The organism is Halanaerobium salsuginis (genome assembly GCF_900114545.1).
In the GTDB taxonomy this organism is placed as follows: Bacteria; Bacillota; Halanaerobiia; order Halanaerobiales; family Halanaerobiaceae; genus Halanaerobium; species Halanaerobium salsuginis.
The window spans coordinates 49,728-74,338 of record NZ_FOTI01000011.1; the positions used below are offsets into that span (position 1 = coordinate 49,728).

The window sequence follows — 24,611 nt, forward strand, 5'->3', positions numbered from 1 at the left end:
AGATAAAAAATGGCGTTATTAATCAAAAATGGCAAAATTATTACAGCTGAACAGAGTTATCAGGCTGATTTATTAATAGAAGCAGAAAAGATTGTTCAAATTGGAAAAGATATTAAGGCTCCGGAAGCAGAAATTATTGATGCAGCAGGGAAATATATTTTGCCAGGTGCAATTGATGCTCATGTTCATATGCAGATGCCCTTTGGTGGAACTGTTTCGGCTGATGATTATGCTGCTGGTACAAAAGCGGCTGCCTGTGGTGGTGTGACATCGATTATTGATTTTGTAACTCAGGCCGCAGGAGAAACTCTGGTTGATTCATTAAAAAGAAAAGAAGCAGCCTGTATTCCTCAGGCTCATATAGATTATGGTTTTCATGTTTGTATTACTAAAATGGCAGAAAACACAGTTGCTGAAATGAAAGAATTAGTTGCTTATGGTGTACCAACTTTTAAAGTTTTTACAGCTTACAAATCATCTGGTTTAATGATCGAAGATGGTGATTTAGTAGAAGTAATGCAGGCAGCTAAAGAAATTGGAGCTAGAATTTCAGTTCATGCTGAAAATGGGTCGATAATCGATAATCGAGTAGCTAAATTTTTAGCTGCAGGAAAAACATCTGCCTGGTATCATTATTTAAGCAGACCAGAATTTGTAGAAGAAGAAGCAACTTTACGAGTTATAAACCTGGCTAAATCACTGGATGTACCGGTTTATATAGTCCATTTAGCCAGTCAAGAAGGAGTTAAGGCTGTTAATCGGGCACGTAATGAGGGCTATGAAATTTATGCAGAAACCTGTCCTCAATACTTACATTTTACTAAAGATGTTTATAAACAGGATAATGGCAAAGATTTTGTTTGTTCTCCTCCAATTAAGGGGCAGGCCAGTCAGGATGAATTGTGGCGTGGTATTGAGCGGGGCGATATTTCTGTGTTGGCTACAGATCACTGCCCATTTACAGCAGAAGAAAAAGAGTGGGGTAAAGATGATTTTTCTAAAATACCTAATGGCTGTATGGGAGTTGAAAATATTTATCCCTATATGCTGGATAAAGCTAATCAGGGTCAACTAACTTTTAACAAAGTTGTAGAATTATGTGCTAGCAATCCAGCTAAACTATTTGGCTGTAGTGATCAAAAAGGTGCTATTGCACCGGGTTATGATGCAGATATAGTTATTTATGATCCAGAACAAGAATTTACAGTTACTGCCGATAAGATGCACTCTAATCTTAACTATACTATCTGGGAAGGTCTTGAATTATCAGGTTATCCAGTAACAACAATTAGTAGAGGAGAAATTGTCTATAATAATGGTGAGTTCTTAGCAGAACCAGGACGAGGCAAATTTATTGCTCGAAGTCTGGAGGCTTAACAGATGAAAGTAAATGAGAAGTATATTCAGACTGAGATTAGCAGATGTTTACTTTGTTATGATCCCCTTTGCACTAAAGCATGTCCTGTTGGTCTTGACCCAGCTGCAATAATCAAGTCATTACAGTTTGAGAATTTTAAGGGAGCAGTCAAAAAATTGACAAATAAAATTGGTCCGGAAAAGAATTGTAACAGTCAATGTGGTTATAAAAATAATTGTCAAATGGCCTGTACAAGATCAAAAATAGATCGGCCATTAGAAATAAGTAAAATTCATGAATTTTTATTGAGCAAAGTAGAAAAGGAGGTGCAGCCAGTTGGACTCAAAACTTAAAATTGAATTTTGTGGTGTAGAATGTGAGAATCCATTTTTTCTGGCTTCCTCACCAATTTCGGGTAACTATGAGATGGTAGCCCGGGCCTTTGAACAGGGCTGGGGAGGTGCTGTTTATAAAACTGTTGGAGTTTTTGCAGCAGAAGAAGTATCACCTCGCTTTGATCAGTTATCAAAATTAAATAATAAATTCCTTGGTTTTCGTAATTTAGAACAGATTTCGGAATATCCATTAGCAGATAACCTGAGAGCAATGGAAAAACTTAAGCAAAATTATCCTGATAAAATAATAATTGCTTCAATTATGGGGCGAAATAAAGCAGAATGGACTAAATTAGCTGAATTGGTGACTGAGGTAGGAGCAGATATTATTGAGTGTAATTTTTCCTGTCCGCAAATGAGTGATAGTGAGTTAGGATCTGATGTCGGTCAAAATGAAGCACTAGTGGCAGAATATATGCAGGCTACAATTGCTGGTAGTGATTTACCAGTGCTGGCTAAAATGACACCTAATTTAGCTCATATGGTTCCACCTGCAATGGCAGCAGTTAAGGCAGGAGCTGCTGGTCTGGCAGCAATTAATACTATTAAAAGTATTACTTCAATAGATTTAGATTATCTTGCTCCTAAACCTGTGATTCGTAATAAATCTTCTGTTGCTGGTTATTCAGGTAAAGCTGTTAAGCCAATTGCACTGCGCTTTATTCAGGAATTAGCCAGTTATTCAAAACTAAAAGATGTACCATTGAGCGGGATTGGTGGGATTGAAAATTGGAAAGATGCACTAGAGTTTATGCTGTTAGGAGCTAGCAATTTACAGATTGGAACAGCAGTTATGCAATATGGTTATCGGATTATAGATGATTTAATTGAAGGTTTAACTATTTATTTAGCAGAAAATAAAATTGCTAGATTAGCTGATTTAGTAGGTAAATCACTGGCAAATGTGGTTGCTCCTGATCAGCTGGATAGAAATACTATTATTTATCCAGAAATTAAATCAGAAAAATGTGTGGGCTGTGGACGCTGCTATATTTCCTGTAATGATGGTGGTCATCAGGCAATTAGTTGGAATAAAGCTCGCCAACCAGAAATAAAAAGAGAAAAATGTGTGGGCTGTTTGCTCTGTCAACAGCTCTGTCCGGTAGAGGCAATCGAGTATAGCGCCTAGTTTTAATTTAATAAATATAGATTTGAGGAGAATGTTTATGGACTCGTATATTTTTAGACAGCCCAGAGAAATTTTTTATGGACAGCAGGCACTGTTAAAGGCAGCAGCTGCTGCTGGTAAATATGGTCAAAAAGCACTTCTGATTAGTGACAAAAATTTAGCTGAACTGGGCTATATAAATAAGGTCAAAAAAATTTTTGGAGAGCAGAAATTAGAAATAGAAGTATTTGCTGAAATAAATTCTGAACCTGATGATCTCCAAGTTGAGCAGGCTTTAAATTATTTTAAAGCTAAAAACTGTGATTTTATTATTGCTTTAGGAGGGGGCAGTCCAATTGATACTGCAAAAGCAGTAGCAATTATGTTAAACCATCCTGGACATATTAGGGATTATCAGGGTTTAAATAAGCTGAATAATCAGCTGACTCCTGTAATAGCAATCCCTACAACTGCTGGCACAGGCTCGGAAGCTACTCAATATACAGTAATTAATGACTTGAAAAATGATGTAAAAATGCTAATTGGAGATCCGCGAATTATTCCAGAGATTGCAGTTGTCGATCCCGAACTAACGTTATCAGTTCCAGCTAAGATAACAGCTGCAACAGCTTTTGATGCACTTACTCATGCAATTGAAGGTTATACTTCGGTTAATCATCAGCCTTTAACAGATACCCTGGCTTTGTCAGCTGTAAAAAGGATTTTTAATAATTTGGAAACAGCTTGTCAAAACCCAGCTGATCTGCAGGCAAGAACTCAACTTGCTTTAGCAGCTTTAGAAGCCGGAATGGTTATTAATAATTCTTCAGTAACTATCGTCCATGGTATGTCGAGACCTCTGGGAGCACTGTATCATCTTCCACATGGTTTATCGAATGCAGTTTTGTTAACTAATTGTCTGGAATATGCGGCTAGTGGTGCTCCAGATCGTTTCGCTGAGGTGGCCCGGGCCATCGGAGTAGAAGCTGATAAGCAAGACCAGCTGACAATTGCTCAGGTAGGGATAGCTAAAATTAAAGAACTGGCTCAAAAATTAAATATTCCTGAAAATATTAGTCAACTTGAAATATTGGAAGAAAGTTATCTGGCCAATTTAGATAAAATGGCTACTGATGCTCTTGCAAGTGGTAGTCCAGCTAATACTTATCAATCAGTTGATCAGAACGCTATAATTGAGATTTATAAAAAGTTAACTACTTAAGTTTAAAATTATTTAACGCTAAGCTAATTAAGTTATAAAAATTATTTAATAGATTTTTGAGGGGGAAAGAAAATGAAAAAAGTAGAGAGTATTGTTAGAACAGCTAAATTAGAGGATATAGTTAAAGCAGTGGAAGAACTTGATATTAGTGGAATGAGTATGAGCCCGATCGCTGGGTATGGTAAGCAAAAGGGACAGGATTTAATAGATTCTGATATTTATGAAGGTAATGAAATTAAATTCAAAGAAAAGTTAAAGATAGAAATTGTGGTTGAAGATGAGAAAGTTGATTCTTTATTAGATGTTTTATCTGAAGCTGCCCGAACAGATAAAATTGGTGATGGTAAGATATTTGTTTATACCGTTGATCAGGTGCTGCGAATTAGAACAGGAGAAATTAATAATGAGGCTATTTAGGTAGTTAATTTAGCTTGAATAATTAAAATAAATATTCAATAATTCAATTAAAAGGGTGCTTTTTTCATTAAAAGTGCTCTTTTAATGTTTTTCTAATATGTTTTTAAAGTTATTTTAATCAGTAGCTGTTATTATTTAATTAAGCTAAAGTAATAAAACTTTTTCTCCCCTTTAAAGGCTGTTGTAAAACAGTTTAAACATAAATTTAAATACTTGTACTTTTCTCCTTGTTTTACCGCCCTTTTCCCGGGGCGGTTTTTTTATTTTTTTGTTAAAAATACTAATTAATTTATTAAAGTGATTGAATTTAGAAGCAAAGTATAATATGATTTAATTAATATATAGAAGTTATCTAAATTAAGGATTTTAAATATGAAATATAATATTATAGATCTCAGTGATTGGGAAATTGTTAATAGAGGAAAAGGTTTTAGTAACTCTTATTGGATGTTAAACACTAAAACCAGACGGGAAGGCTTATTTAAACGTCCTAAGCATAATGATTATTATGACTGTTATTATGGTGATCATTGGGCAGAAAAAATTGTAGCTGAAATTGGGAATAAACTTATGTTTTCAATGCCAGAAGTTGATTTGGCAATTTATAATAATAAGCCTGGTTGTATAAGTTATAATTTTTTAGAAAAAGATGAAGTTTTAAAAGAAGGAATAGAGATTTTAAAGGTTGATGTTAGTAAAGATAATCGCTCTAAATATATTTTAAGTAATATTATAGATGCATTAAGTGAATATAATTTAGTAGAAAATTTTATTTGTTTATTATTATTTGATATATTTATTGGTCAACCTGACCGTCATGAAGAAAATTGGGGAATTATAGTCTCTAAGTCCAAAGATACTCGACTTAGCCCAATCTATGATAATGCTTCTTCATTGGGGAGGAATCTACTTACTAATAAAATTAATCAAATGTTTAGTGATAATAATTATTTTACTAATTATATAAACAATTGTTACTCAGCTATTCTTTTAGAAGAAAATGAAAGAATTTCACAGTTTGTAATGTTAGATTATATTATCAATAATTTCAATAGTATATATAGTGATTTTATGGAAAGAATAAGTGAAATTAAACAAGATGATTTAGCTAATATAATTAATAAAGTGCCCGGTTTTATAATGACAGATCAGCAGAAAAAATTGGTGCTTAAAATACTTTTAGCTAGAAAAGAAATAATGATTAATAAGTAGGCTCGATTTTGTTTGTTTTAATATCTATTAAGTATTGTTTAATGAGGAGGGGAGTAAATAAATGGTTATTAAAAAGCATAATAATGAATTGCTAGTTGTCTGGAAAGATCCTATCACTCGTAATAGAATTGTAATTGGTCGCTTGTGGAAGCGAGATGCTAAATACTATTTTAAGTATATTCATACAGAAGAAAATGAACGAGGTAGTATAGAAATAGCAGTTAAGATGGGCTATCAGCCAATTAAAATCTTTGAAAATATTTATAAAATATATAAAGCAAATAATTTATTTGCTCCATTTTTAAATCGACTTAGTGGGCAAGATAGGAAAAATAAGCCTTTTGATCAGCTTCGAGAAACTGGTGGTAGATTAAGTACTGATACTTTAGAATTTATTGAACCGATTAATGAAATTAAAAAAGAACGTAAGGTTAAATTTAATATTGCTGGCTGGCGTCATTATCAGGGAGATCAAATTATTGATAATATTTCACCTGATGATAGTTTGTTATTAAAGCTGGAAGATGATAATCTATATGATAATCATGCTATTGAAATCTGGACAAAAGATAGCAAGTATAAATTGGGCTATGTCCCAGCAGTTTATAGTCGTTATATTGATCAATCAGTTAAGGAAAATAAATATGAAGCAATTATTAAAGAAATTTCCCCAAATGCTAGTTCTGATGAAAAAGTTAAAATAGAGTTTTGTGGAGAAATGGTTAAACCAGTTATTTCTAAAGAAAAAGTAGTTATAGTATAAGAAAAAATATTGCCAGTGCAAGTATGGTAGAGTCAATTAAGTTAGCTATTGAATATGCGGGCTCTTTTATTCAAAGTTAAAATAAAAATTCATTCTAAAAGGCAGTGCTCAATTATGAGTGCTGCCTTTTTTACTTCACAGAAATTTCAAAAATTCGAGGCTGGTTTTTCTGGATATATATGTTATAATAATATTGTATAAGGTTAATTTATTTTTTTAAGTTTAGTTTCATAAAATGTAAATTTAAGGAAATGATAACGGGCGTCAAAAAATAATATTGAATTCTTATACATCTAGTGAAATATGTTTTGTTAAGTCCTTAAATATAAAGAATTAATGTTTCAGTATTTAGATTTATTGATATTATAAAAATATGGGGTGAAAAAGTTGTCAAAAAAATCTAAAAAACTTCGTGAAGAAATACTTGAAAAAGTAAAAGAATTATATAGAGAAGAACAAAAAGAAGAAAACTTCGAACTGGGTAAAGATACCATACCATTTGCTGCTAGAGTCTTTGATGAGAAAGAAAAAGTATCTTTGGTTGATTCCAGTCTTGATTTCTGGCTAACAACTGGAAGATATGCTGAAGAATTTGAAGCAGAATTTGCAGATTTTATGGATCAGAGATATTGTTCTCTGGTTAATTCTGGTTCTTCTGCTAATTTAGTTGCTTTATCAGCTTTAACTTCAGATAAATTAGAGGATCGAAAATTACAAGCTGGTGATGAGGTAATTACAGTAGCTGCTGGTTTCCCAACGACAGTTAATCCAATCGTTCAAAATAATCTTGTGCCAGTCTTTGTAGATGTGGAACTTGGTACCTATAATATAAAGGTTTCAGAATTAGAAAAAGCAGTGTCTGATAAAACTAAAGCTATTATGCTTGCCCATACTCTGGGTAATCCATTTAATTTAGAAGCTGTAAATGAGTTTGCTGAAGAACATGACTTATATTTAATTGAAGATTGCTGTGATGCAGTTGGAACTACTTATGATGGCCAAATGGTAGGAACTTTTGGCGATTTTGCTACTGTTAGTTTTTATCCGGCCCACCATATGACAATGGGAGAAGGTGGAGCAGTTTTAACTAATAACCCGGTATATAAAAAGCTAGCAGTTTCTTTTAGAGATTGGGGTCGAGACTGCTACTGTGAACCGGGGGCGAATAATACCTGTGGACGCAGATTTTCTATGCAGTTTGGAGATCTTCCCTATGGTTATGATCATAAATATGTTTACAGTCATGTGGGTTATAATTTGAAAGTTACTGATATGCAGGCAGCAGTTGGGGTAGAACAGTTAAAAAAGCTTCCAGACTTTATAACGGCAAGAAAAGATAACTTCCAGAAGCTATATCAAGGTATTAAGGAATTTGAAGAATATTTAATTTTACCTGAAGCAGAAGAGAATTCTGATCCTTCCTGGTTTGCTTTTCCATTATCGGTTAGAGAAAATGATAAGTTTACTAAAAATGAACTTGTTAATTACTTAGAAGAACACAAAGTGATGACCAGACAATTATTTGCTGGCAACTTAACCAGACAACCTGCCTATCAGAATGTTAAATACAGAGTTGTTGGAGATCTTGCCAATACTGATTATATAATGAACAATACTTTCTTTATTGGAGTTTATCCAGGACTTGATGACCAGAAAATTGAATATATTATCCAGCAGTTTGCTGATTTTTTTGATGAAAGGATATAAAAAATGGCAGTTGTAACCCGGGCAGAGGTCCTGTCTGTAATTGAACACACAGCAGAGATTAGAGAATATATTTTAAAACCTGATAAATATAGAAGATTTGAAGCTGGAATGTTTCTGCAGCTTTCTTTAGAAGAAGTAGATTCTTCTGATTACTGGCCTGAATCAAGAACTTTCAGTTTAGCATCTTATTATAATAAAGAAAAAGTGGTTAGACTAATAATAAAAAAAGTGGGTCACTATACTACAAAGATTTTTAATGAAGTTGAAAAGGGTAGTGAAGTGACAATTAAATATGCTTATGGAGATTTTATTTTACCAGTTTTTGATCAAAAAAATGATATTATTTGTTTAGCTGGTGGAACAGGAGTTACTCCATTTTTTAGTTTTATAGAAGCTCTGGAAGAACAGAATGATCTAGATCGATTAAAACTTCTTTATTCTGCAAAAAAATACAAAGATTTTATAAGACTAGAGTATTTAAAAGAGAAATTAAATAATGATCAACTACTATTATTTACAACCCAAGAAGAAAATACTGAAACTATAAATAGAAGAATAGCTAAAAAGGATGTAATAAACTCAGCTAAAAATTTTCAAGAAGCTCATTATTATATTTGTGGCACAACTGAGTTTAATTTAGACTTTAAGGAAAAGCTTGAAGCTGAAAACTTAAAAAACATTTATTTAGATCAGTGGGAATAAAAAATCAGGGGGTTAAATTTTTATGAAAGCAGTAATACTTGCAGGAGGTTTTGGTACCAGACTTGGTAATAGAACGAATTTAATTCCAAAACCTATGGTTACGATTGGTCAGAAACCTGTTCTCTGGCATATTATGAAAACTTATGCTCATTATGGAGTAACTGATTTTATTATCTGCCTTGGTTATAAAGGTGATGTAATTAAGGATTATTTTCTGCATTATGAAGCTAAAAATAATGACTTTACTATAGATTTAAGCAACTCTGATATAACATTCCATAATAATCACAATGAAACAGATTGGAATGTTACTCTGGTAGATACTGGTTTAAATACTCTTAAAGGTGGTAGAATAAAAAGAATTGAGAAGTATTTAGATGATGGTATAAACTTACTTACATATGGAGACGGAGTAGCTAATATAGATATTAATGATCTAGTTAGATTTCATAAAAAACATAATAAGATGGTAACAATCTCAGGAGTACATCCACCAGCAAGATTTGGAGAACTTCTGGAAGAAGATAATGTAGTTCAATCTTTTGAAGAAAAACCCCAGACTTCAAAAGGCTTGATTAATGGAGGATATATGGTTTTTGAAAGAGAGCTGCTTGAACATTTATCTCCTGCAGAAGATTGTGATTTTGAAGTTGGTCCTTTAGAAAAACTATCTAAACAGGGTAGAGTTATGGTTTATAAGCATGATGGTAACTGGGAATGTATGGATCATGAACGTGATGTTAAACATTTAAATAAGCTCTGGGATGAAGATAAAGCTTTCTGGAAGGTCTGGGAATAATGGAAGAATTATTTGATGGGATATATAAAGATAAAAATGTATTAGTAACCGGTCACACTGGTTTTAAAGGATCCTGGTTATCTATCTGGTTAAATGAACTGGGAGCTAATGTGATTGGTTATGCCTTAGATCCTTATACTGATCAGGATAATTTTGTTGTTACTAATTTAAGTGATAAGATCACTGATCTTAGAGGTGAAATAAGAGACTATGATAATCTTTTAAGAACTTTTGAGGAAGAAAAACCAGAGATTATTTTTCACCTGGCAGCTCAGCCGCTGGTTAGATTATCATATAAAGAACCAAGAGAAACATATGAAGTAAATGTCATGGGAACTGTAAATGTTCTAGAAGCAGCTAGGCAGAGTGACAGTGTTAAAAGTGTAATTATAATAACCAGTGATAAATGTTATGAAAATAATGAGTGGATCTGGGGTTACAGAGAAAATGATCCTATGGGCGGATATGATCCTTATAGTTCCAGCAAAGGATGTGCAGAATTGGTTACTTCTGCTTATACAAGATCATTTTTTGAGAATGATGATTCTGATATAGCTGTGGCTTCGGTTAGAGCTGGTAATGTTATTGGTGGTGGAGACTGGGCAGCAGATAGACTAATAACTGATTGTATTAGCTATCTAAAAGAAGATAAAGCTATTGAGATTAGAAGTCCGAAAGCTATTAGACCATGGCAACATGTTTTAGAACCTTTGCGGGGGTATTTACTATTAGCTTCAAAACTCTATCAAAACCCTAAAAAATATACAGGCGCCTGGAATTTTGGTCCTGATGAAGCTTCAATTGTGACAGTTGGAGAACTTGTTGACAAACTGGTTAATAAATGGGGTTCAGGTAAATGGATTGATACTTCTAATAACAACGAACTACATGAAGCGAAACTATTGAAACTTGATATTAGTAAAGCCAGACATCATTTAAACTGGGAACCAAAACTTAGTTTTGACCAGACAATTGATTTAGTTGTTGACTGGTATCAGAATGATAATGTTGATTATGATTTTGATGTAGAACAGATTAAAGAATATTTAAGTATAGGTGAAAAATAAAATCATGGGAAATAAAAAGTTTCTTGTTACAGGTGGTACTGGTTTTATAGGATCTCATTTAGTTATTAGGTTAGTAAAAATGGGAAAAGATGTCCATGTGATTGCACACTCTGAGGATAATTTTTGGCGTTTAGAAAATATTGATAAAATTAATATAGAAATTATTGATATAAACGATTTTGATAAACTAAATAAGTTTATCTCAAAATTAAATCCAGATATAATTGTTCATTTAGCTGCTTATGTTAATGCTGAAAGAGATTTAAATGGTATTGATATGGCAATTGGTAATAATTTTAATGGTACTTTAAATTTATTAAAATCTTTAAATAATATTGATTATGATTTATTTATTAATACAGGTACCTGTGAAGAATATGGTGATGGGGAAGCTCCATTTCAAGAGAGTCAGAGAGAACATCCAGTTTCTCCTTATTCTTTATCAAAAACTTGCTCCACATATTTATGTGAGTTGTTCTCAAAAATTTATGATAAACCAATTATAACAGTACGTCCCTTTCTAACTTATGGTCCCAAACAGACTTCACAAATGTTGATACCAGAACTTATTAGGAGAGGTATTAAAGGAGAAAAAATGGAACTTACTGCAGGAGAACAAAGTAGAGATTTTATATATATTGACGATTTAATTGATGCTTTCATCGTTTTAATTAATAAATATAATGAGTTCAATGAATATGAAATAATTAATATTGGTACAGGCAAACAAATATTAATTAAAGATATTGTTAAATTGGTTGAAGAATTTTTACCAAAAAGTGAGTTTGAATTAGGTGCTTTATCTTATAGAAAAGGTGAAACTATTGAATTTTATTCAGATAATAGTCGAATCAAAAAATTAGGATGGAATCCAAACTTTAAAATAAAATCTGGGTTAAGAGATACAATAAATTGGTGGCATAATTATATAAAGGAGCTAAACTTTTAATGTTATTATCAATATTAATTCCTACTTATAATAGAGATGAATTTTTAGAAAAAAATTTGTATATGCTTGAAGAATTTATAATTGATAATGATTTGGTTAATGATATTAAAATTATTGTGTCTAATAATTGTTCTAATGATAATACTAAAAGTATTTCAAACCTATTTTTGAAAAGAAATAAAATAAATATAGATATATATCATCAAGAAGATAATTTAGGTTTAGAAAAGAATGTTTTGTTTGTTTTGGATAAAGCTGAAAGTGAATATGTAATGACATTAGGTGATGATGACTATATAAATGAGAACTATTTAGTTGAAACTGTTTGTAAATTAAAAGCTAATAGAAAAATATATTGTGTTATACCCAGCACACAGACTATTACAACTGATGGCGATATTCTTAATTCTGGAAGAGACTTAAATGTCAATTCAAAAATATACAATAAAGGATTTAATAATTGTTTGAAAAATTCTTGGCGTGGACATCAAATAAGTGGTTTAATTTTCAAAAGAAATATGATTTTATCAACTTATAATAAAAATAAAGTGAATAATATATATCCACAAATTTATTTTGTTGCTTATAATTGCTTAAAGGGGAAAACTTGGCATTTTACCGATTACCCTGTAAAAGTTACAGAAGCTCTTCAGGAAGATAAAGATTGGGGTTACAATGAGGATGGTTTAATATCAGAGATATTTGATAATTATAAGAAACTTGTTAATATAACTTCATTTCAGAGAAGTAAATTAGAACTTAAAATGTTAGATGTTCAGACTTTTCGGTATCAAATGTATTTATCTAAAGGGCTTAGCCACTATTTAAAAGCTTTAAAAAATATAGAATTTGGGAATAATACAAGTTTGCTAACTAGATTAGGATTTCCTTTTTTAGCATTTAAATATTTAAGTAAATCGGCTTTGATTAAATTTTTAAGATTAATTTTGGGTAATAAATATGAAAAAACTAAAAACAAATTTAAAAGTTTTATAAACTAAATTTATTAGGAGTAATTAAATGTCATTAAAGAAAAAAACTTTTTGGGGCGCAATTTGGAATAGCTTATCTAGTGTTTCATTAACTGGTTTAAACTTTGTGATAACAGCAATTTTAGCGAGGTTATTAACCCCAAATGCATTTGGGGTAATGGGAATGATCCAGACTACTATTGCTTTAATTAATATGATGAATCAATTTGGTTTAGCTCCAGCAATAATTCAAGGAGAAAATTTAAATCAGAAACGATTGTCTTCACTATTCTGGTTTAATATGTTAATTGGAATTACTATGACAGCTATTGTTTATTTTAGTTCTAATTTGATAGCATTGTTTTTTAATCAACCTGATCTAACTGAATTATTAAAGTTAATTTCTATCGTATTTACCATTGTCTCATTTTCTTTTATACAACAAAGCATACTCCGAAAAGAAATGAAGTTTAAAGAACTATTTAATATCAATATATTTTCGACAATTTTATATGGTTTAATTACAATAATATTAGCATTAAACAATTTTGGTGTTCATGCATTAGTTTATGGATTTATTGCTAAAAATATTATTGTTACTTTATTAATAACAATTTATCACAAATGGATTCCTAGTATATTTTTTAGTTTTAAAACTATAAAGGATTTGCTTAATTTCGGTGTTTATGTTTTTGGGACCAGTATAATTAACTATTTCAATAGGAATCTAGATTATTTATTGATTGGTAGATTTTTAGGTTCTGAAGCATTAGGATATTATACTCTTGCATATAAGTTAATGCTTGTTCCAGTAAGGAAAATCGGTGGGGTGATAAATAACACTTTTTTACCTGCTTTTTCTGAAATTAAAGACAATAAACTATCTATAAAAAAATATTATCTTAATGTTTTAAGCTTAATTGCCTTAATTACTTTTCCTATGATGGGGGGGGTATTTATTGTAGCTCCTGAAATGATATTGACAGTTTATGGTCAGAATTGGATACCGGTTATAATATTAATTCAGATTTTAAGTATAACTGGAGCTGTTCAATCTATTGGAACAACAGTTGGGACTGTACTATTATCTCAGGGAAGATCTGATATTTCTTTTAAATTTAATTTCTTCTTAATTGTTAATTTGGCGATTGCTATGATAATTGGTATGAGATGGGGGATTATAGGTGTTTCTTATGGAGTAACAATTGTTAGTTTTTATACTTTTTGGATTAGCATGCATATAACTGGGAACTTAATTAATATGCGTTTAAAAGAATTAGTTAGTTTTATTAAAAAACCATTTTTATATACTCTATTCATGATGATAATTGTTTATTTAACAAAAACTTATCTAGTATCACCAAATATTGAACAAATGCCAATCCAATTAGCTATTAGTGTAATTACTGGGATTGTTGCTTATTCAGCGATCTTTTTAGTTGTTGATGGCAAGGAATATTTTGAGCAAATTAAGAGATTAAAAAATGCCGTAAAATAAAGGTGTAATCATGAACAAACTTATTGATGAATTAGAAAAAGCATATAATCACACAAGTCAGTGGCTAAAATTTGCTGAAAGCAAGAATGGTGCTTTAATAGCATTAGACAGTGCTTTATTAATAGGTGTTTTTAGCCTTTTTACAAAATCTAGCTCACTTAAAGTTTTAAACTATTACTTTTTATGGATTATAAGCTTTTTAATTATATCAATGGTTATTTCCTCATTATCTTTTATCCCAGTATTATCTAAAGATAAGCAGGATAAAGTCTCTTCTAAAAAAATAGATCAAGATAAGAATATTTTGTTTTTCTCTGTAATCAAAGATTTAACTCCCAATGAATATTTAGATCTTTTAACTAAAAAATAGCAATTAAGGATTTTGAAAACATAGATTACGCTGAAGATTATGCTGAGCAAATTGTAACTAATTCTAGAATAGCTGATAATAAATATAAATTATTTAAATGGGCGTTATATTTATTTGTTACAGGAATATTACCTCCCATGGGTTTAGTTTTTATTGGGTTCTGGCTTTATGACAAAAGTAAAGGAGACAAAAATGGATGATACACAAATCCCATCTGAATATAATGAAATTATTGATGAGCAGCTAGAAATCTACAATAATGGAAGATCTATTACTAAGGTTAATTCTATTCCAAAAACTAAAGATATTCCAATTGAAAATGAAGGCCACTGGAACAAGATACCTGATGTAATATGTGTATATGCAGATATGATAAACTCAACAAAACTAAGCGCTAAAAATCATGATCAAAGTACTGCTGGTGCTTATCAATTGTTTACAAATACTATAGTTAAGTTATTTCATCAAATAGATGCTCCGTATATAGATGTAAAAGGAGATGGAGTTTTTGCTTTATTTAACAAAAATCAAGTTTATACTGCTTTTGCTTCAGCAATAAATGTTAAAACATTTGCAGAAAATATTTTTGTTCCAAAAATTAAAGATAAAACAGATTTAGATATAGGTTGTCATTTGGGGATTGATCAAAAAACTGTATTGGTTAGAAAAGTAGGACTCAAAAAATATGATGATAGAACAGATAGGCAAAATGAAGTCTGGGCTGGGAAACCGGTTAATATGGCTGCTAAACTAGCCAGTAAAAGTAATCATTCTGAACTATTAGTCTCTGATCGCTATTTTAGTAAATTGGAAGATGATCTTGTTCTATATTCCTGCGGCTGTCCTGGTGGCGAAAAAGCTTATTTATGGGAAGAAATTAATTTAGAAGATGATAATATTTTTGATTTTGATAAAGCTCATAAATTAGAAAGTCACTGGTGTGAAAATCATGGTGCAGAATATTTTCAAAATATAATTGAACTAGACGAAGATTAAGAAGTAAGGAGCGATAGTATGGGATGGCAGGATACCGCACAAATTTGTCTTAATGGTCATTTAATTAATAGTTATTATCAAGATTCTCCTCATAATAACCAAAAGTATTGTGATAAATGTGAGAAAAAACTATAACGGAATGTCCAGATTGTGGCGAAGCAATTAAAGGGAAATATCATTATGATAATATAGCAACTCTTTCAGAATATGAAGTTCCATCTTATTGTCATAATTGTGGTTCTCCATATCCATGGACAACAAAGAAGATAATGGCTGCTAAAGAATATGTCGATTTCATGGAAGAACTTTCGTCAGAGGAAAAAGAAGCTTTAAAAAACAATATTGATGATATTATTACTGATAGTCCACGAACTAAATTGGCAAGTCAAAAAGTAAAATATTATCTGACTAAAGTAGGTAAAGGCTTAGCAACTGGACTTAAAGATATATTGATTGATTTTGCCAGTGAGACAGCTAAAAAAATAATAATGGAAGCTTAAAATCTCTTAATCCTTTCTGGAGGTCATAAATGACTAAAAAAATAATAGAACTAGATGAACTAAAAAGAATAATGGCAGTCCAGAAAGAACATAAAGAGAGAAATGAAGTTATCACTGCTGCCAGGAGGAATTCAGCAGATAATTCAAATCCATTTCCATTAGGATGTAATCCCAGAGAAGACCTATATGCTGACTTTCATACAAACGGCAGTATTGTTCAATATCCTCACGGGATAGTAGTCCAATATGGAAATAACTACTGCAATAAAACTTTCTATCGCGGTGAAGTTGAAGATTACAGCCGGGGTCAAGATGATTCAAAATGCAGATCATCACTGGGAAGAAAACTTGCCGATTTAGAAACTGAAGAAGAAAGAAAAGTTGAATTTTTCAAAGCAAAATTAAAAATACAATCATTTTTAGACTTAATAACTCAATTTAAACAGGTTAGGGAATGGAACTTTGGTACAGTATTTGCTTATATAATAGCCCAGCACTATGGAATTGATACTCAGTATCTTGATATAACCGATGATCTTGCAGTAGCATTATTTTTTGCCGGCTGCAGACATGTAGGGAATGGTAAATATAGGCCGATTACTAAAAGGGATCTAGAAGAATATGGGGAATATGCTGTCTTATATAGAAAAACTGATGATCTTTTAATGAATCCAGAATCTGCAGCTGATATTAATAGAGTTCTTCCAATTGGCTACCAACCTTTTACCCGCTGTTATAAGCAGAGAGGCTATTTTATTGATACTATGCAGTCAGGTGATCTCGATGATTTAGTTAATTATGATTTAGTAGCTGACCACGACTTTAAAAAATTTCATTTCAAAAGAACTCCTGAATTTGCAGCAGAAATTTATGAACTTTTTGATGGCGGCAGGGAACTTTTCCATGATCGGTCTATGGAGCTTTTAAGTGGGCTGATTGATGAAATCAAGGCTGGAGATTCTTTTAGCGAAGATAGCTTTGCTAAAGTTTATGAGAGTTTTGGTAGAACTAAATCTAAAGAGTGGTGGCTGACTAAACTTGCTGATTGTAGAACAGAAATTGGTGAGCCGGCTTTTGAGCTGAGTGATGACCTGAAAGCTGAGATTGATGATTCTTGGGATATTAAAGAATTTGTTGATCAGAAAGGACTGGCAATTGGTGGTCGGATGGTGTATTATCCATCTGATTAAAATTGTGATTTATGACTTGCTTTAGCAGGTGATTTATCATCAACATTGAATTATTAATATAAGACGAAGATTAAATTCTGGAGGTGTTAAAAATTAAAACTAATTTAGAACAGGTAACAACAGTATTGTTTTTTGGCGAACTGTATACAGATAATTCTTTAAAAGTCGCCAGTAAAATTCAGGAAGATATATCAGTATTTGATGGAGAACCATATGTACTTCCAGTAAAAGATGCACCACCAGAAATACCACGGATTATTATGCAAAATAAAAATGAAACTATCAAATTAGAAATAAGTTTTCAACGGGCTACTCTAATAATTACTGGAGATGATGAAAACAAATTTGAAACAGCAAATAGTATATTAGATACCTTATCTGATCTAATATATAATGAGTTTAATTGGAAGCTTAAAAGGCTAGGGCGATATGCCACAGAAAAGGTTGAGTTTGCTGACTCAGCCATTAAATATTTAAAATATAATTACTTGAAAGAAGAGAAATTTGAAGATACTGAACAGTTTAACTTACACTGGCTGCAAAAAGAAACTTTTATCGAAGAGAAAGCAAATTTTTGGACTAAAATTAATACGCCAGAAGGGATTGAACGAAAAGAATTTAGAATTACAGTTGATCTCAATTTAGTTGAAGATGAGGACAGAGAACTTTCGCTAGAATCTTGTGGAGAATTCTTTCTAAAATCTGTTCAGAAGATTGAAGAACAGTTTAGAAAAGTATTGGTTTAAGAGGAGGGATTAGTTATGGCTGTGATGACAACTTTAAATTTAGATAGTTTTAATAATTCAAATCAACGAAATTCAGATTTGATTGCAGACTGCATATCTGGCTTGAATTCTTTACCTTCTTCTAAAACTGTTGAATATGAAAAAGGAAAAAATGAACTGGCGAAAGATGATTATTATAATAAAAATACTTCTCTTGAAGTTATTAGACAAACTGGTGTGGATCTGATAAAACATTTTAGACATCAGCTTACTGGCTGTCTGGGCCAGTCAGATTCAATAAGCGGTTATCAACTGGAAGCAATAGAAATTATCTATCAATTAGAAAACCCTGTTGAGATTTTTAGTTATTTGCATGATAAAAGCAAGTTTGTAAACTTCTTATTAAAAGCAGCTGAAAAAATAAATGAAATTTTTGCTGACACTATGGATCTTGCTCTGGTTAAAAAATCCGATCCTGAGATTGCTGACTTTGATTATCTGGCTGTTTATATAAATACTTCGGAGTTGTCTGTTACGGAAGCCAGGGCTAAATTCAAAAAGTTTAAATATGATTGGTATTTTGAACACAATGATGACCTTAATGGGAGGATTGTTTTTCATGTCACCTGATTTTATTTTTGACTGGAAACATTATATTGATTATGCAGAAGAAATTTTTAGTAATGGTGATTTTAGTCAGGGAAATGAATATTTAATCAGGACAGGAATTAGCAGAGCTTATTACGGGTTATATCATTTCTGCAAAAAATTCGCTATTGAAACAGAACTCTTAACTGAGTCTCAATTAAAAGATAGCGGTAATTCTCACAGTTGTTTAATTAATGAACTAAAACATACTAACCGCTTTGATTTAGAATATGGGAAGCGGCTTAATTCTATAAAAAAGGATATTGGAGAAACACTTAGTGAATTAAGAGATTATAGAAATGATGCTGATTATTCCTCTAAATATCCTAGGACAGCTGGTCGCGAACTAGAACGGGATTTAGAAGATGCAGTTATTGGGACCAAAGAGGCATTGGATAATCTTGAGAGATTAGTAGCTGGGATGAAAGAACTTTGAGGGTGATTTTTTGTTTCTAAAAATTATTTTAACAGCAATTTTAATAATAATATTTCCCGTTCTGCTAATCCCATTGCTTTTTTCTGTGATGAATTATCTTCCTGAAATATTTTCACTTCTTTCTTTCAATTCGGGGAGAGAATTTTTTGCAGAAATACAACTAAATAGTTATCTCAGCTTATATCTTTCAATTATTAGTATTATGGTTTCAGCTATCATTGCGATTTCACTGTTTCGATTTGAAAAAGAGCAGGAGAGAAGAGAGAAAGCAAGGCAGCAGAAGCAGAACAAAGAGATGGTCTTTTTCTTTTTTGAGCGAGCAATTACTCAGGTTTTTAATAGTCAGCAGGAAACATTCTGGGATAGTTTTGATTTTGTGGATATTAACGATAGTATTTTTAGCAGGATTAATTCAATCAAATCCTTGCTGAGTAATGAATAGTTTATACTGCTCAATAGAATAATTGATAAACTCAAAAAGATTTATGAACTGGAGAGGGATGATAACTATCCAGTTGTTCGTCCTGCTGTTGATGAGCTGATGGAATTGATTACTATACCTGTTTATTCTACCTTTCAATATCACCTAAAACAGTCAAATTCTGTTTTTGATCTTTTAAATAAAGAGGTTATCGAACTCTATAATATTTTGGCACCTGACGATAAAGCGAAAATTTACAGTAAGGATAAAATTCTAAATCGTGATGGAAATGTGATTCTAGAAAAAGGAAATGATCTGTTTAGAGTTTATGATGGTGAAGGTCAGAAAATCTGTGAGGCTGAGTTTGATGAGCAGGGAATTGTTGAGGGTGAAGCTAAAATCTTTAATTTTGAAGGAACTTTGATCTACGATGGTGACTTTGCAAATCATCAGAGAAATGGTCAGGGTGTGGAATACCTTTATGATAGAATTAAGACTAAAGAAGGCACCTGGCAGGATGGAGAGCTTGTTGATGGGGTTATTTATAATGTGCTTCTCAACGATGAGGAGACTTTGTTTTTAGAGGAACCTCAGTTTTTGTACAAGTCAACACATTTATTTTCTGCAACTGATAATGACAATGATCTTTTAGTTGGTCATTTAAAGCTGAATGATGGCGATTATCATATTATGCAGAATAGTTTGCGGGATGCCGCTGAGGTTTTGGAGAGGTATTATGAGGAGATGTAGATGATTATAAAGTGCAGTTGAAATTTAAAGATGATGACTTTTATACTGATCAAATCAAGGTGTGGATAGAAACAGATATTGAAAAAATTATGGCAGGGTTTAAAAATAATCGATACCGTAAAGACATTTTAAAACTTAAAATTATTGATAATTAAATTAATATTTATAGTTTACTGTACTCACTAATAAGGAGATAATTCAAATGACTTGGATTAATGATTTTGAAAATGAATTTAATATTCATGCTCAAAGTGATGAATTCAAGCTAATAATTGGGATAAGACCCTTCAAACAAAATCTCGGCAATAAAAAATTAGCTGTAGATATAACAACTAATACACCTTTTCAAAATACTTTATATAATGGATTTAATGAAGTCGCTTTTTTAGTCAGAGATTGGATTAAAATACAGTCAAGTTTGGAGATGATTTTTAATTTATTATCTGGAAGCAGCAGTAAATCATTAGAAATCTTAGCCTGGCTAAGAGGAAATAAAATTAGTCCTATTGAATTCGCTGAATATTTACTTAATGTTCATGACCTAATGTTAGTAAATAAGGAAGATTCAAAAGGTAATTGTATTTCATCTAAAATTATGACCTTAGTTAGAACAATAAATAGTCAAAATCAAAAAGTTAATATTTTATTTACTGGTAGCATCTTTTTCTCAAGAGGAATAAGAAATAATAATGGAATAAAAAATGATTTAGGTGGGGTTTATCATCCCAGCGGCTATAATTTAAATAAGTACAGTATAATTTATGAGGATATCTGGTATAACTTTAATCAAAATAGAGTTAAAAACACTTCAAAAGCTAAAACTGTAAAATTAAATAAATTTATGATTTTTAAATAAGAATTTTTGCTTGGGGGAGATTAAATGGATAAAAAAAACTTAAACAACATCAAAATAGCAATTACAGGAATGGGATATGTTGGTCTACCATTAGCTGTGGCGTTTGCTGAAAATGGGATAGATATAATAGGATTTGATATCAATCAAGAGAAGATAAATAAATACAAAAATGGGGAAGATCCAACAAATGAAATCGGTAAAGATCGACTAGCTAAAATTTCAAACATAAAATATACTGCTGATGAGAATGATTTAAAAGAAGCTGATTTTCATATTGTAGCTGTTCCTACTCCTGTTGGGAAAAATAATGTACCAGATTTAGACCCGGTAACATGTGCAAGTAGAACAGTGGGTAGAAACTTAAAAGAAGGTTCAATTGTTGTTTATGAGTCAACAGTTTATCCAGGAGTTACTGAAGAAGTTTGTGTGCCGATTCTGGAGGAAGAATCAGATTTAGTCTGTGGTGAAGATTTTAAAGTTGGTTATTCACCTGAGCGAGTCAATCCCGGTGATAAAGTCAATACTGTTGAAACCATTGTTAAGGTTGTTTCTGGTATGGATGAGGAAAGTCTAGAAGTTATTGCTGAAGTTTATGAGAGTATCATTAAAGCGGGAGTCCATAGAGCACATTCAATTAAAGTTGCAGAGGCTTCAAAAATAATTGAAAACTCTCAGCGTGATGTTAATATTGCTTTTATGAATGAACTATCGATGATTTTTGATAAGATGGATATTGATACTCAATCAGTTTTAGAAGCTGCAGGAACCAAATGGAACTTTCTTAATTTTTATCCCGGCCTTGTAGGTGGGCACTGCATTGGTGTTGATCCTTATTATTTAACATATCGCTCTGAAGAACTTGGTTACATATCACAGCTTATTTTAAATGGTCGCAGGATTAATGATCAGATGTCTAATTTTGTTGCTGAAAAAATTGTGAAGAAGATGATTGAGTCAAATGTGAAGGTTAATGGTTCTAAAGTTCTCGTTATGGGTTTAACTTTTAAAGAAAATGTACCTGATTTAAGAAACAGCAAAGTTGCAGATTTAATTAATAGATTGAAAGAATATCATGTTAATGTTAAAGTTGTTGATCCGATTGCTGATCCAGAAGAGGCAGTTAGAGAACATGGAATTGAGATTCAGGATATTAATGATATTACTGATGCAGATGCTGTTGTTGTTGCTGTTAATCATGATCAGTACAATGAAATGGAACTTGAAGAGTTTAAAAAGTTTTATAAAGATAATATTGATAGGCCTGTGTTTATTGATATTAAATCTATTTTTGATAAGGTTGAAGCTGAGAAAATGTATAATTATTGGAGAATGTAGATAATGTGTGAAAAAATTTTTTATTTAGCGTTCAATGATGTTGGAAATAAAAAAAATTCTGGTGTAGCTAAAAAGATTAAAGCGCAAATTACAGGAATTAAAAATAATAACTTTGCTGTGGATTATGCTTTTTTTAAAAATGATGTTCTACAATTTAATAATGGTAAAAATGTTAAATTTGCAAATAAAGTCATGAAAAAAATATTCAAATACAAATATATATTAAAGTATATTGCGAAAAAAAATTCTGACTTAATATATATTAGATATCCTATGGCAGATATGTTTTTTGTTTCTTTTTTAAAAAAACTAAAAAAGCAAATGAATATAAAAGTTTTAATTGAAATTCCTACATACCCATATGATTTTGAGTTTAAAAAGACAAATAAATTTTCTATAAAATACTTATATGTTTTATTTGATAAATTTTACAGAAAAAAACTTAAGAAATATGTTGATAAAATAGTAACATTTTCAGATCATGAATATATATTTGATATAGAAACACTTCAAATAAGTAATGGTGTGATTTTAGATAATATTCCACTAGCAAAAGTTCAACACAATAAAAATAGAAATAAAATACATATGATTTCTGTTTCTAGCTTAGCTTACTGGCATGGTGTTGATCGTATTCTTAAGAGTTTAGGCGAATATTATATTAATAAAGATAATAAGATTGATATAAAATTACATATAGTTGGAGATGGAAGTGACCTTAAGAATTTAAGAAGTATTGTTCAAAAATATAAAATTGAAGAAAATGTAACATTTTACGGTTATAAAGATGGTAAAGATTTAGATAAGATTTTTAGAAAATCTGACATAGCAATAGGTTGTCTAGCTAATTTCAGAAAAAATATAACAAAAGTGAAAGCCTTAAAAAACATAGAATATGCAGCACGTGGGTTACCTATGTTTTATTCAGAACAGAATAATGATTTTGATAAAAAGGATTTTGTTTATAGAGTTCCACATAATGAAAGTATTATCGATCTTAAGAAGATTATAGATTTCTATTTAAAATTAGAAGTTACTCCTTATGAAATTAGAGAATATGTAAAAAATAACTTAACTTGGACTAGTCAAATGTCAAATCTATTTAAAATATTGAATAATAAGATATAGTTGGTGAGATAATATGGGTTTTTATTTTTTAATTCTTTTTATTAGTTTAATTTCTTTTTTTCCAATTCACTATACAAAAAACAAAAGGGTAAAAAAATTATTTTTTTTTATTGGACCAATATCGATTTTGCTATTTGTTTCTGGCTTGCGAGAAAAAGTCGGTAGAGACTATTCCAGTTATGAATTTTTTTTTAATAATTATAATTTGCTAGATGGACTAGAAAAAGGATATTATTATCTTAACCGTATAGTATATGAGTTGAATCTTTCATTTTCAGTTGTTATTTTTATGTCTTCTCTTTTAACAATATTATTAATTTTTATTATAGTAAGTAAGTTTAGTAAAAACTGGTTCTTATCTTTCTTTTTATTTTTTACGAATTTTCAACTATTTTTTCAGAGTTTTACAGCAATTAGGCAGTATATTGCAATAGCTTTTTTTTTCTATTCGATAAAATATATAATTAAAAGAAATTTAAAGAAGTTTTTATTATGTGTTTTTATTGGTTTTTTGTTTCATAAATCTATTTTATTTATTATTCCTTTTTATTTTCTTTTGAACATAAATTTTAAGAAGTGGCAAATTGTATCTTTGATTCTTGTATCTTTTGTACTTCAAAAATTAGATTTCATTGGTTATTTTATTTACCAGGTTAATGAATATTTACCTGGCAGATATGGCAGATATTTAACTAGTTCTCTTAATGAAAAAATGAATTTTGGTACGGGATTATCTTTTTTCTTTGATTTATTTTTGTTTTTAACTATAGTTTTATTAATAAATAATAAAGATAGAAGGTTCTTTGACAAATGTTGTGAAATCTAAATAGCACCGTTTGAATCATGTTATCTCTTTGTTTTTTTGAATTACTCTTAAATACTTAGCAATGATAAAAATACTCGGCGTTTTAAGTTTTCAACTTTGGGAACACCGTAGCCAATTCTTTTGATTAATTTGATTTTGTTGTTTAATCCTTCAGCAAATCCGTTGGTTATTCTAGTTTTAAAATAGTTAATAATGTGTTGTTCCCAGCGTTTTACTGTTCCTTTAGCTCTATAGAAAAGATTTAATTTAGACTGACTAACATT

29 protein-coding genes and 1 pseudogene are annotated in these 24,611 nt (G+C 30.7%); 29 read left to right on the plus strand and 1 reads right to left on the minus strand.

The annotated features are described in order from the left end of the window. Positions 1 to 9: 9 nt before the first annotated feature. The 29 genes and pseudogenes from hydA (at position 10) to BMZ74_RS05520 (ending at position 24,348) form a co-directional block, all read left to right on the plus strand. The gene (gene hydA, locus BMZ74_RS05385; RefSeq protein WP_089860802.1) at positions 10 to 1,377 is read left to right on the plus strand and encodes a dihydropyrimidinase; all 1,368 of its coding nucleotides are present in this window, start codon (positions 10 to 12) and stop codon (positions 1,375 to 1,377) included. Positions 1,378 to 1,380: 3 nt separating this feature from the next. Further along, positions 1,381 to 1,710 carry a hypothetical protein gene (locus BMZ74_RS05390; RefSeq protein WP_089860803.1) on the plus strand — a complete coding sequence of 110 codons (330 nt, stop codon included), beginning with the start codon at positions 1,381 to 1,383 and terminating at the stop codon, positions 1,708 to 1,710. After that, on the plus strand, positions 1,694 to 2,881 hold the full coding sequence (preA, locus tag BMZ74_RS05395) for an NAD-dependent dihydropyrimidine dehydrogenase subunit PreA (RefSeq protein ID WP_089860805.1): 1,188 nt from the start codon (positions 1,694 to 1,696) through the stop codon (positions 2,879 to 2,881). Before BMZ74_RS05390 ends, preA begins: the two co-directional genes overlap by 17 nt. Before the next feature lie 37 nt (positions 2,882 to 2,918). Beyond that, positions 2,919 to 4,082: an iron-containing alcohol dehydrogenase gene (locus BMZ74_RS05400; RefSeq protein WP_089860807.1), complete on the plus strand. Its 1,164-nt coding sequence runs from the start codon at positions 2,919 to 2,921 to the stop codon at positions 4,080 to 4,082. 72 nt (positions 4,083 to 4,154) lie between these two features. After that, on the plus strand, positions 4,155 to 4,499 hold the full coding sequence (locus BMZ74_RS05405; protein ID WP_089860809.1) for a P-II family nitrogen regulator: 345 nt from the start codon (positions 4,155 to 4,157) through the stop codon (positions 4,497 to 4,499). Positions 4,500 to 4,871: 372 nt separating this feature from the next. Continuing rightward, on the plus strand, positions 4,872 to 5,711 hold the full coding sequence (locus tag BMZ74_RS05410; protein WP_089860811.1) for a HipA domain-containing protein: 840 nt from the start codon (positions 4,872 to 4,874) through the stop codon (positions 5,709 to 5,711). A gap of 61 nt (positions 5,712 to 5,772) precedes the next feature. After that, complete coding sequence (locus BMZ74_RS05415; RefSeq protein ID WP_089860813.1) at positions 5,773 to 6,474, plus strand: HIRAN domain-containing protein; 702 nt, start codon at positions 5,773 to 5,775, stop codon at positions 6,472 to 6,474. Between the two features lie 387 nt (positions 6,475 to 6,861). Then, positions 6,862 to 8,181 (plus strand): lipopolysaccharide biosynthesis protein RfbH, encoded by a 1,320-nt coding sequence (rfbH, locus tag BMZ74_RS05420; RefSeq protein WP_089860815.1) that lies wholly within the window; start codon positions 6,862 to 6,864, stop codon positions 8,179 to 8,181. Between the two features lie 3 nt (positions 8,182 to 8,184). After that, positions 8,185 to 8,883, plus strand: coding sequence for an FAD-dependent oxidoreductase (locus tag BMZ74_RS05425; RefSeq protein WP_089860816.1), 699 nt, complete (start codon positions 8,185 to 8,187; stop codon positions 8,881 to 8,883). Between the two features lie 22 nt (positions 8,884 to 8,905). Continuing rightward, on the plus strand, positions 8,906 to 9,682 hold the full coding sequence (gene rfbF, locus BMZ74_RS05430) for a glucose-1-phosphate cytidylyltransferase (RefSeq protein WP_089860818.1): 777 nt from the start codon (positions 8,906 to 8,908) through the stop codon (positions 9,680 to 9,682). Continuing rightward, complete coding sequence (gene rfbG / locus BMZ74_RS05435; RefSeq protein ID WP_089860820.1) at positions 9,682 to 10,749, plus strand: CDP-glucose 4,6-dehydratase; 1,068 nt, start codon at positions 9,682 to 9,684, stop codon at positions 10,747 to 10,749. Before rfbF ends, rfbG begins: the two co-directional genes overlap by 1 nt. Then, on the plus strand, positions 10,739 to 11,698 hold the full coding sequence (locus tag BMZ74_RS05440) for an NAD-dependent epimerase/dehydratase family protein (RefSeq protein ID WP_177181372.1): 960 nt from the start codon (positions 10,739 to 10,741) through the stop codon (positions 11,696 to 11,698). Before rfbG ends, BMZ74_RS05440 begins: the two co-directional genes overlap by 11 nt. Next, positions 11,698 to 12,699, plus strand: coding sequence for a glycosyltransferase family 2 protein (locus tag BMZ74_RS05445; protein ID WP_089860824.1), 1,002 nt, complete (start codon positions 11,698 to 11,700; stop codon positions 12,697 to 12,699). The genes BMZ74_RS05440 and BMZ74_RS05445 overlap by 1 nt, the downstream gene beginning before the upstream one ends. Before the next feature lie 19 nt (positions 12,700 to 12,718). Further along, on the plus strand, positions 12,719 to 14,167 hold the full coding sequence (locus BMZ74_RS05450; RefSeq protein WP_089860826.1) for an MOP flippase family protein: 1,449 nt from the start codon (positions 12,719 to 12,721) through the stop codon (positions 14,165 to 14,167). Between the two features lie 10 nt (positions 14,168 to 14,177). Further along, the gene (locus BMZ74_RS05455) at positions 14,178 to 14,537 is read left to right on the plus strand and encodes a Pycsar system effector family protein (RefSeq protein WP_089860828.1); all 360 of its coding nucleotides are present in this window, start codon (positions 14,178 to 14,180) and stop codon (positions 14,535 to 14,537) included. 20 nt (positions 14,538 to 14,557) lie between these two features. Next, positions 14,558 to 14,737: a Pycsar system effector family protein gene (locus BMZ74_RS14875; RefSeq protein ID WP_483866646.1), complete on the plus strand. Its 180-nt coding sequence runs from the start codon at positions 14,558 to 14,560 to the stop codon at positions 14,735 to 14,737. Next, entirely contained in the window at positions 14,730 to 15,533 is an 804-nt protein-coding gene (locus BMZ74_RS05460) for an adenylate/guanylate cyclase domain-containing protein (RefSeq protein WP_089860830.1), read from the plus strand. Before BMZ74_RS14875 ends, BMZ74_RS05460 begins: the two co-directional genes overlap by 8 nt. Before the next feature lie 18 nt (positions 15,534 to 15,551). Beyond that, positions 15,552 to 16,033, plus strand: a pseudogene (locus BMZ74_RS05470) (DUF2321 domain-containing protein). Positions 16,034 to 16,062: 29 nt separating this feature from the next. Continuing rightward, complete coding sequence (locus BMZ74_RS05475; RefSeq protein WP_089860836.1) at positions 16,063 to 17,223, plus strand: FRG domain-containing protein; 1,161 nt, start codon at positions 16,063 to 16,065, stop codon at positions 17,221 to 17,223. A gap of 83 nt (positions 17,224 to 17,306) precedes the next feature. Continuing rightward, positions 17,307 to 17,969: a hypothetical protein gene (locus BMZ74_RS05480; protein WP_089860838.1), complete on the plus strand. Its 663-nt coding sequence runs from the start codon at positions 17,307 to 17,309 to the stop codon at positions 17,967 to 17,969. Positions 17,970 to 17,984: 15 nt separating this feature from the next. Next, on the plus strand, positions 17,985 to 18,578 hold the full coding sequence (locus BMZ74_RS05485; protein WP_089860840.1) for a hypothetical protein: 594 nt from the start codon (positions 17,985 to 17,987) through the stop codon (positions 18,576 to 18,578). Next, positions 18,568 to 19,032 (plus strand): hypothetical protein, encoded by a 465-nt coding sequence (locus tag BMZ74_RS05490; protein WP_089860842.1) that lies wholly within the window; start codon positions 18,568 to 18,570, stop codon positions 19,030 to 19,032. Before BMZ74_RS05485 ends, BMZ74_RS05490 begins: the two co-directional genes overlap by 11 nt. An 88-nt stretch (positions 19,033 to 19,120) precedes the next feature. Further along, complete coding sequence (locus BMZ74_RS05495) at positions 19,121 to 19,474, plus strand: hypothetical protein (RefSeq protein ID WP_177181373.1); 354 nt, start codon at positions 19,121 to 19,123, stop codon at positions 19,472 to 19,474. 105 nt (positions 19,475 to 19,579) lie between these two features. Continuing rightward, positions 19,580 to 20,203: a toxin-antitoxin system YwqK family antitoxin gene (locus tag BMZ74_RS05500; RefSeq protein ID WP_089860847.1), complete on the plus strand. Its 624-nt coding sequence runs from the start codon at positions 19,580 to 19,582 to the stop codon at positions 20,201 to 20,203. 11 nt (positions 20,204 to 20,214) lie between these two features. Then, positions 20,215 to 20,358, plus strand: a complete 144-nt coding sequence (locus BMZ74_RS14480; RefSeq protein ID WP_177181374.1) for a hypothetical protein — start codon at positions 20,215 to 20,217, stop codon at positions 20,356 to 20,358. 47 nt (positions 20,359 to 20,405) lie between these two features. After that, on the plus strand, positions 20,406 to 21,059 hold the full coding sequence (locus tag BMZ74_RS05505; RefSeq protein ID WP_089860849.1) for a hypothetical protein: 654 nt from the start codon (positions 20,406 to 20,408) through the stop codon (positions 21,057 to 21,059). 24 nt (positions 21,060 to 21,083) lie between these two features. Continuing rightward, on the plus strand, positions 21,084 to 22,394 hold the full coding sequence (locus tag BMZ74_RS05510) for a nucleotide sugar dehydrogenase (RefSeq protein ID WP_089860851.1): 1,311 nt from the start codon (positions 21,084 to 21,086) through the stop codon (positions 22,392 to 22,394). 3 nt (positions 22,395 to 22,397) lie between these two features. After that, complete coding sequence (locus BMZ74_RS05515; RefSeq protein ID WP_089860852.1) at positions 22,398 to 23,522, plus strand: glycosyltransferase; 1,125 nt, start codon at positions 22,398 to 22,400, stop codon at positions 23,520 to 23,522. A gap of 13 nt (positions 23,523 to 23,535) precedes the next feature. Next, positions 23,536 to 24,348 (plus strand): EpsG family protein, encoded by an 813-nt coding sequence (locus tag BMZ74_RS05520; RefSeq protein WP_089860853.1) that lies wholly within the window; start codon positions 23,536 to 23,538, stop codon positions 24,346 to 24,348. A gap of 47 nt (positions 24,349 to 24,395) precedes the next feature. On the opposite strand, the gene BMZ74_RS05525 is transcribed toward BMZ74_RS05520, so the two are convergent. Beyond that, a partial coding sequence (locus BMZ74_RS05525) for a transposase (protein ID WP_143070147.1) occupies positions 24,396 to 24,611 on the minus strand: 216 nt, incomplete at its 5' end.

Coding starts and splice junctions, on each gene's coding strand:
- hydA (WP_089860802.1), top strand. CDS start 10: ATGGCGTTATTAATCAAAAATGGCAAAATTATTACAGCTGAACAGAGT.
- BMZ74_RS05390 (WP_089860803.1), top strand. CDS start 1,381: ATGAAAGTAAATGAGAAGTATATTCAGACTGAGATTAGCAGATGTTTA.
- BMZ74_RS05400 (WP_089860807.1), top strand. CDS start 2,919: ATGGACTCGTATATTTTTAGACAGCCCAGAGAAATTTTTTATGGACAG.
- BMZ74_RS05405 (WP_089860809.1), top strand. CDS start 4,155: ATGAAAAAAGTAGAGAGTATTGTTAGAACAGCTAAATTAGAGGATATA.
- BMZ74_RS05410 (WP_089860811.1), top strand. CDS start 4,872: ATGAAATATAATATTATAGATCTCAGTGATTGGGAAATTGTTAATAGA.
- BMZ74_RS05415 (WP_089860813.1), top strand. CDS start 5,773: ATGGTTATTAAAAAGCATAATAATGAATTGCTAGTTGTCTGGAAAGAT.
- BMZ74_RS05425 (WP_089860816.1), top strand. CDS start 8,185: ATGGCAGTTGTAACCCGGGCAGAGGTCCTGTCTGTAATTGAACACACA.
- rfbF (WP_089860818.1), top strand. CDS start 8,906: ATGAAAGCAGTAATACTTGCAGGAGGTTTTGGTACCAGACTTGGTAAT.
- rfbG (WP_089860820.1), top strand. CDS start 9,682: ATGGAAGAATTATTTGATGGGATATATAAAGATAAAAATGTATTAGTA.
- BMZ74_RS05445 (WP_089860824.1), top strand. CDS start 11,698: ATGTTATTATCAATATTAATTCCTACTTATAATAGAGATGAATTTTTA.
- BMZ74_RS05450 (WP_089860826.1), top strand. CDS start 12,719: ATGTCATTAAAGAAAAAAACTTTTTGGGGCGCAATTTGGAATAGCTTA.
- BMZ74_RS05455 (WP_089860828.1), top strand. CDS start 14,178: ATGAACAAACTTATTGATGAATTAGAAAAAGCATATAATCACACAAGT.
- BMZ74_RS05460 (WP_089860830.1), top strand. CDS start 14,730: ATGGATGATACACAAATCCCATCTGAATATAATGAAATTATTGATGAG.
- BMZ74_RS05475 (WP_089860836.1), top strand. CDS start 16,063: ATGACTAAAAAAATAATAGAACTAGATGAACTAAAAAGAATAATGGCA.
- BMZ74_RS05485 (WP_089860840.1), top strand. CDS start 17,985: ATGGCTGTGATGACAACTTTAAATTTAGATAGTTTTAATAATTCAAAT.
- BMZ74_RS05490 (WP_089860842.1), top strand. CDS start 18,568: ATGTCACCTGATTTTATTTTTGACTGGAAACATTATATTGATTATGCA.
- BMZ74_RS05495 (WP_177181373.1), top strand. CDS start 19,121: ATGAATTATCTTCCTGAAATATTTTCACTTCTTTCTTTCAATTCGGGG.
- BMZ74_RS05505 (WP_089860849.1), top strand. CDS start 20,406: ATGACTTGGATTAATGATTTTGAAAATGAATTTAATATTCATGCTCAA.
- BMZ74_RS05510 (WP_089860851.1), top strand. CDS start 21,084: ATGGATAAAAAAAACTTAAACAACATCAAAATAGCAATTACAGGAATG.
- BMZ74_RS05515 (WP_089860852.1), top strand. CDS start 22,398: ATGTGTGAAAAAATTTTTTATTTAGCGTTCAATGATGTTGGAAATAAA.
- BMZ74_RS05520 (WP_089860853.1), top strand. CDS start 23,536: ATGGGTTTTTATTTTTTAATTCTTTTTATTAGTTTAATTTCTTTTTTT.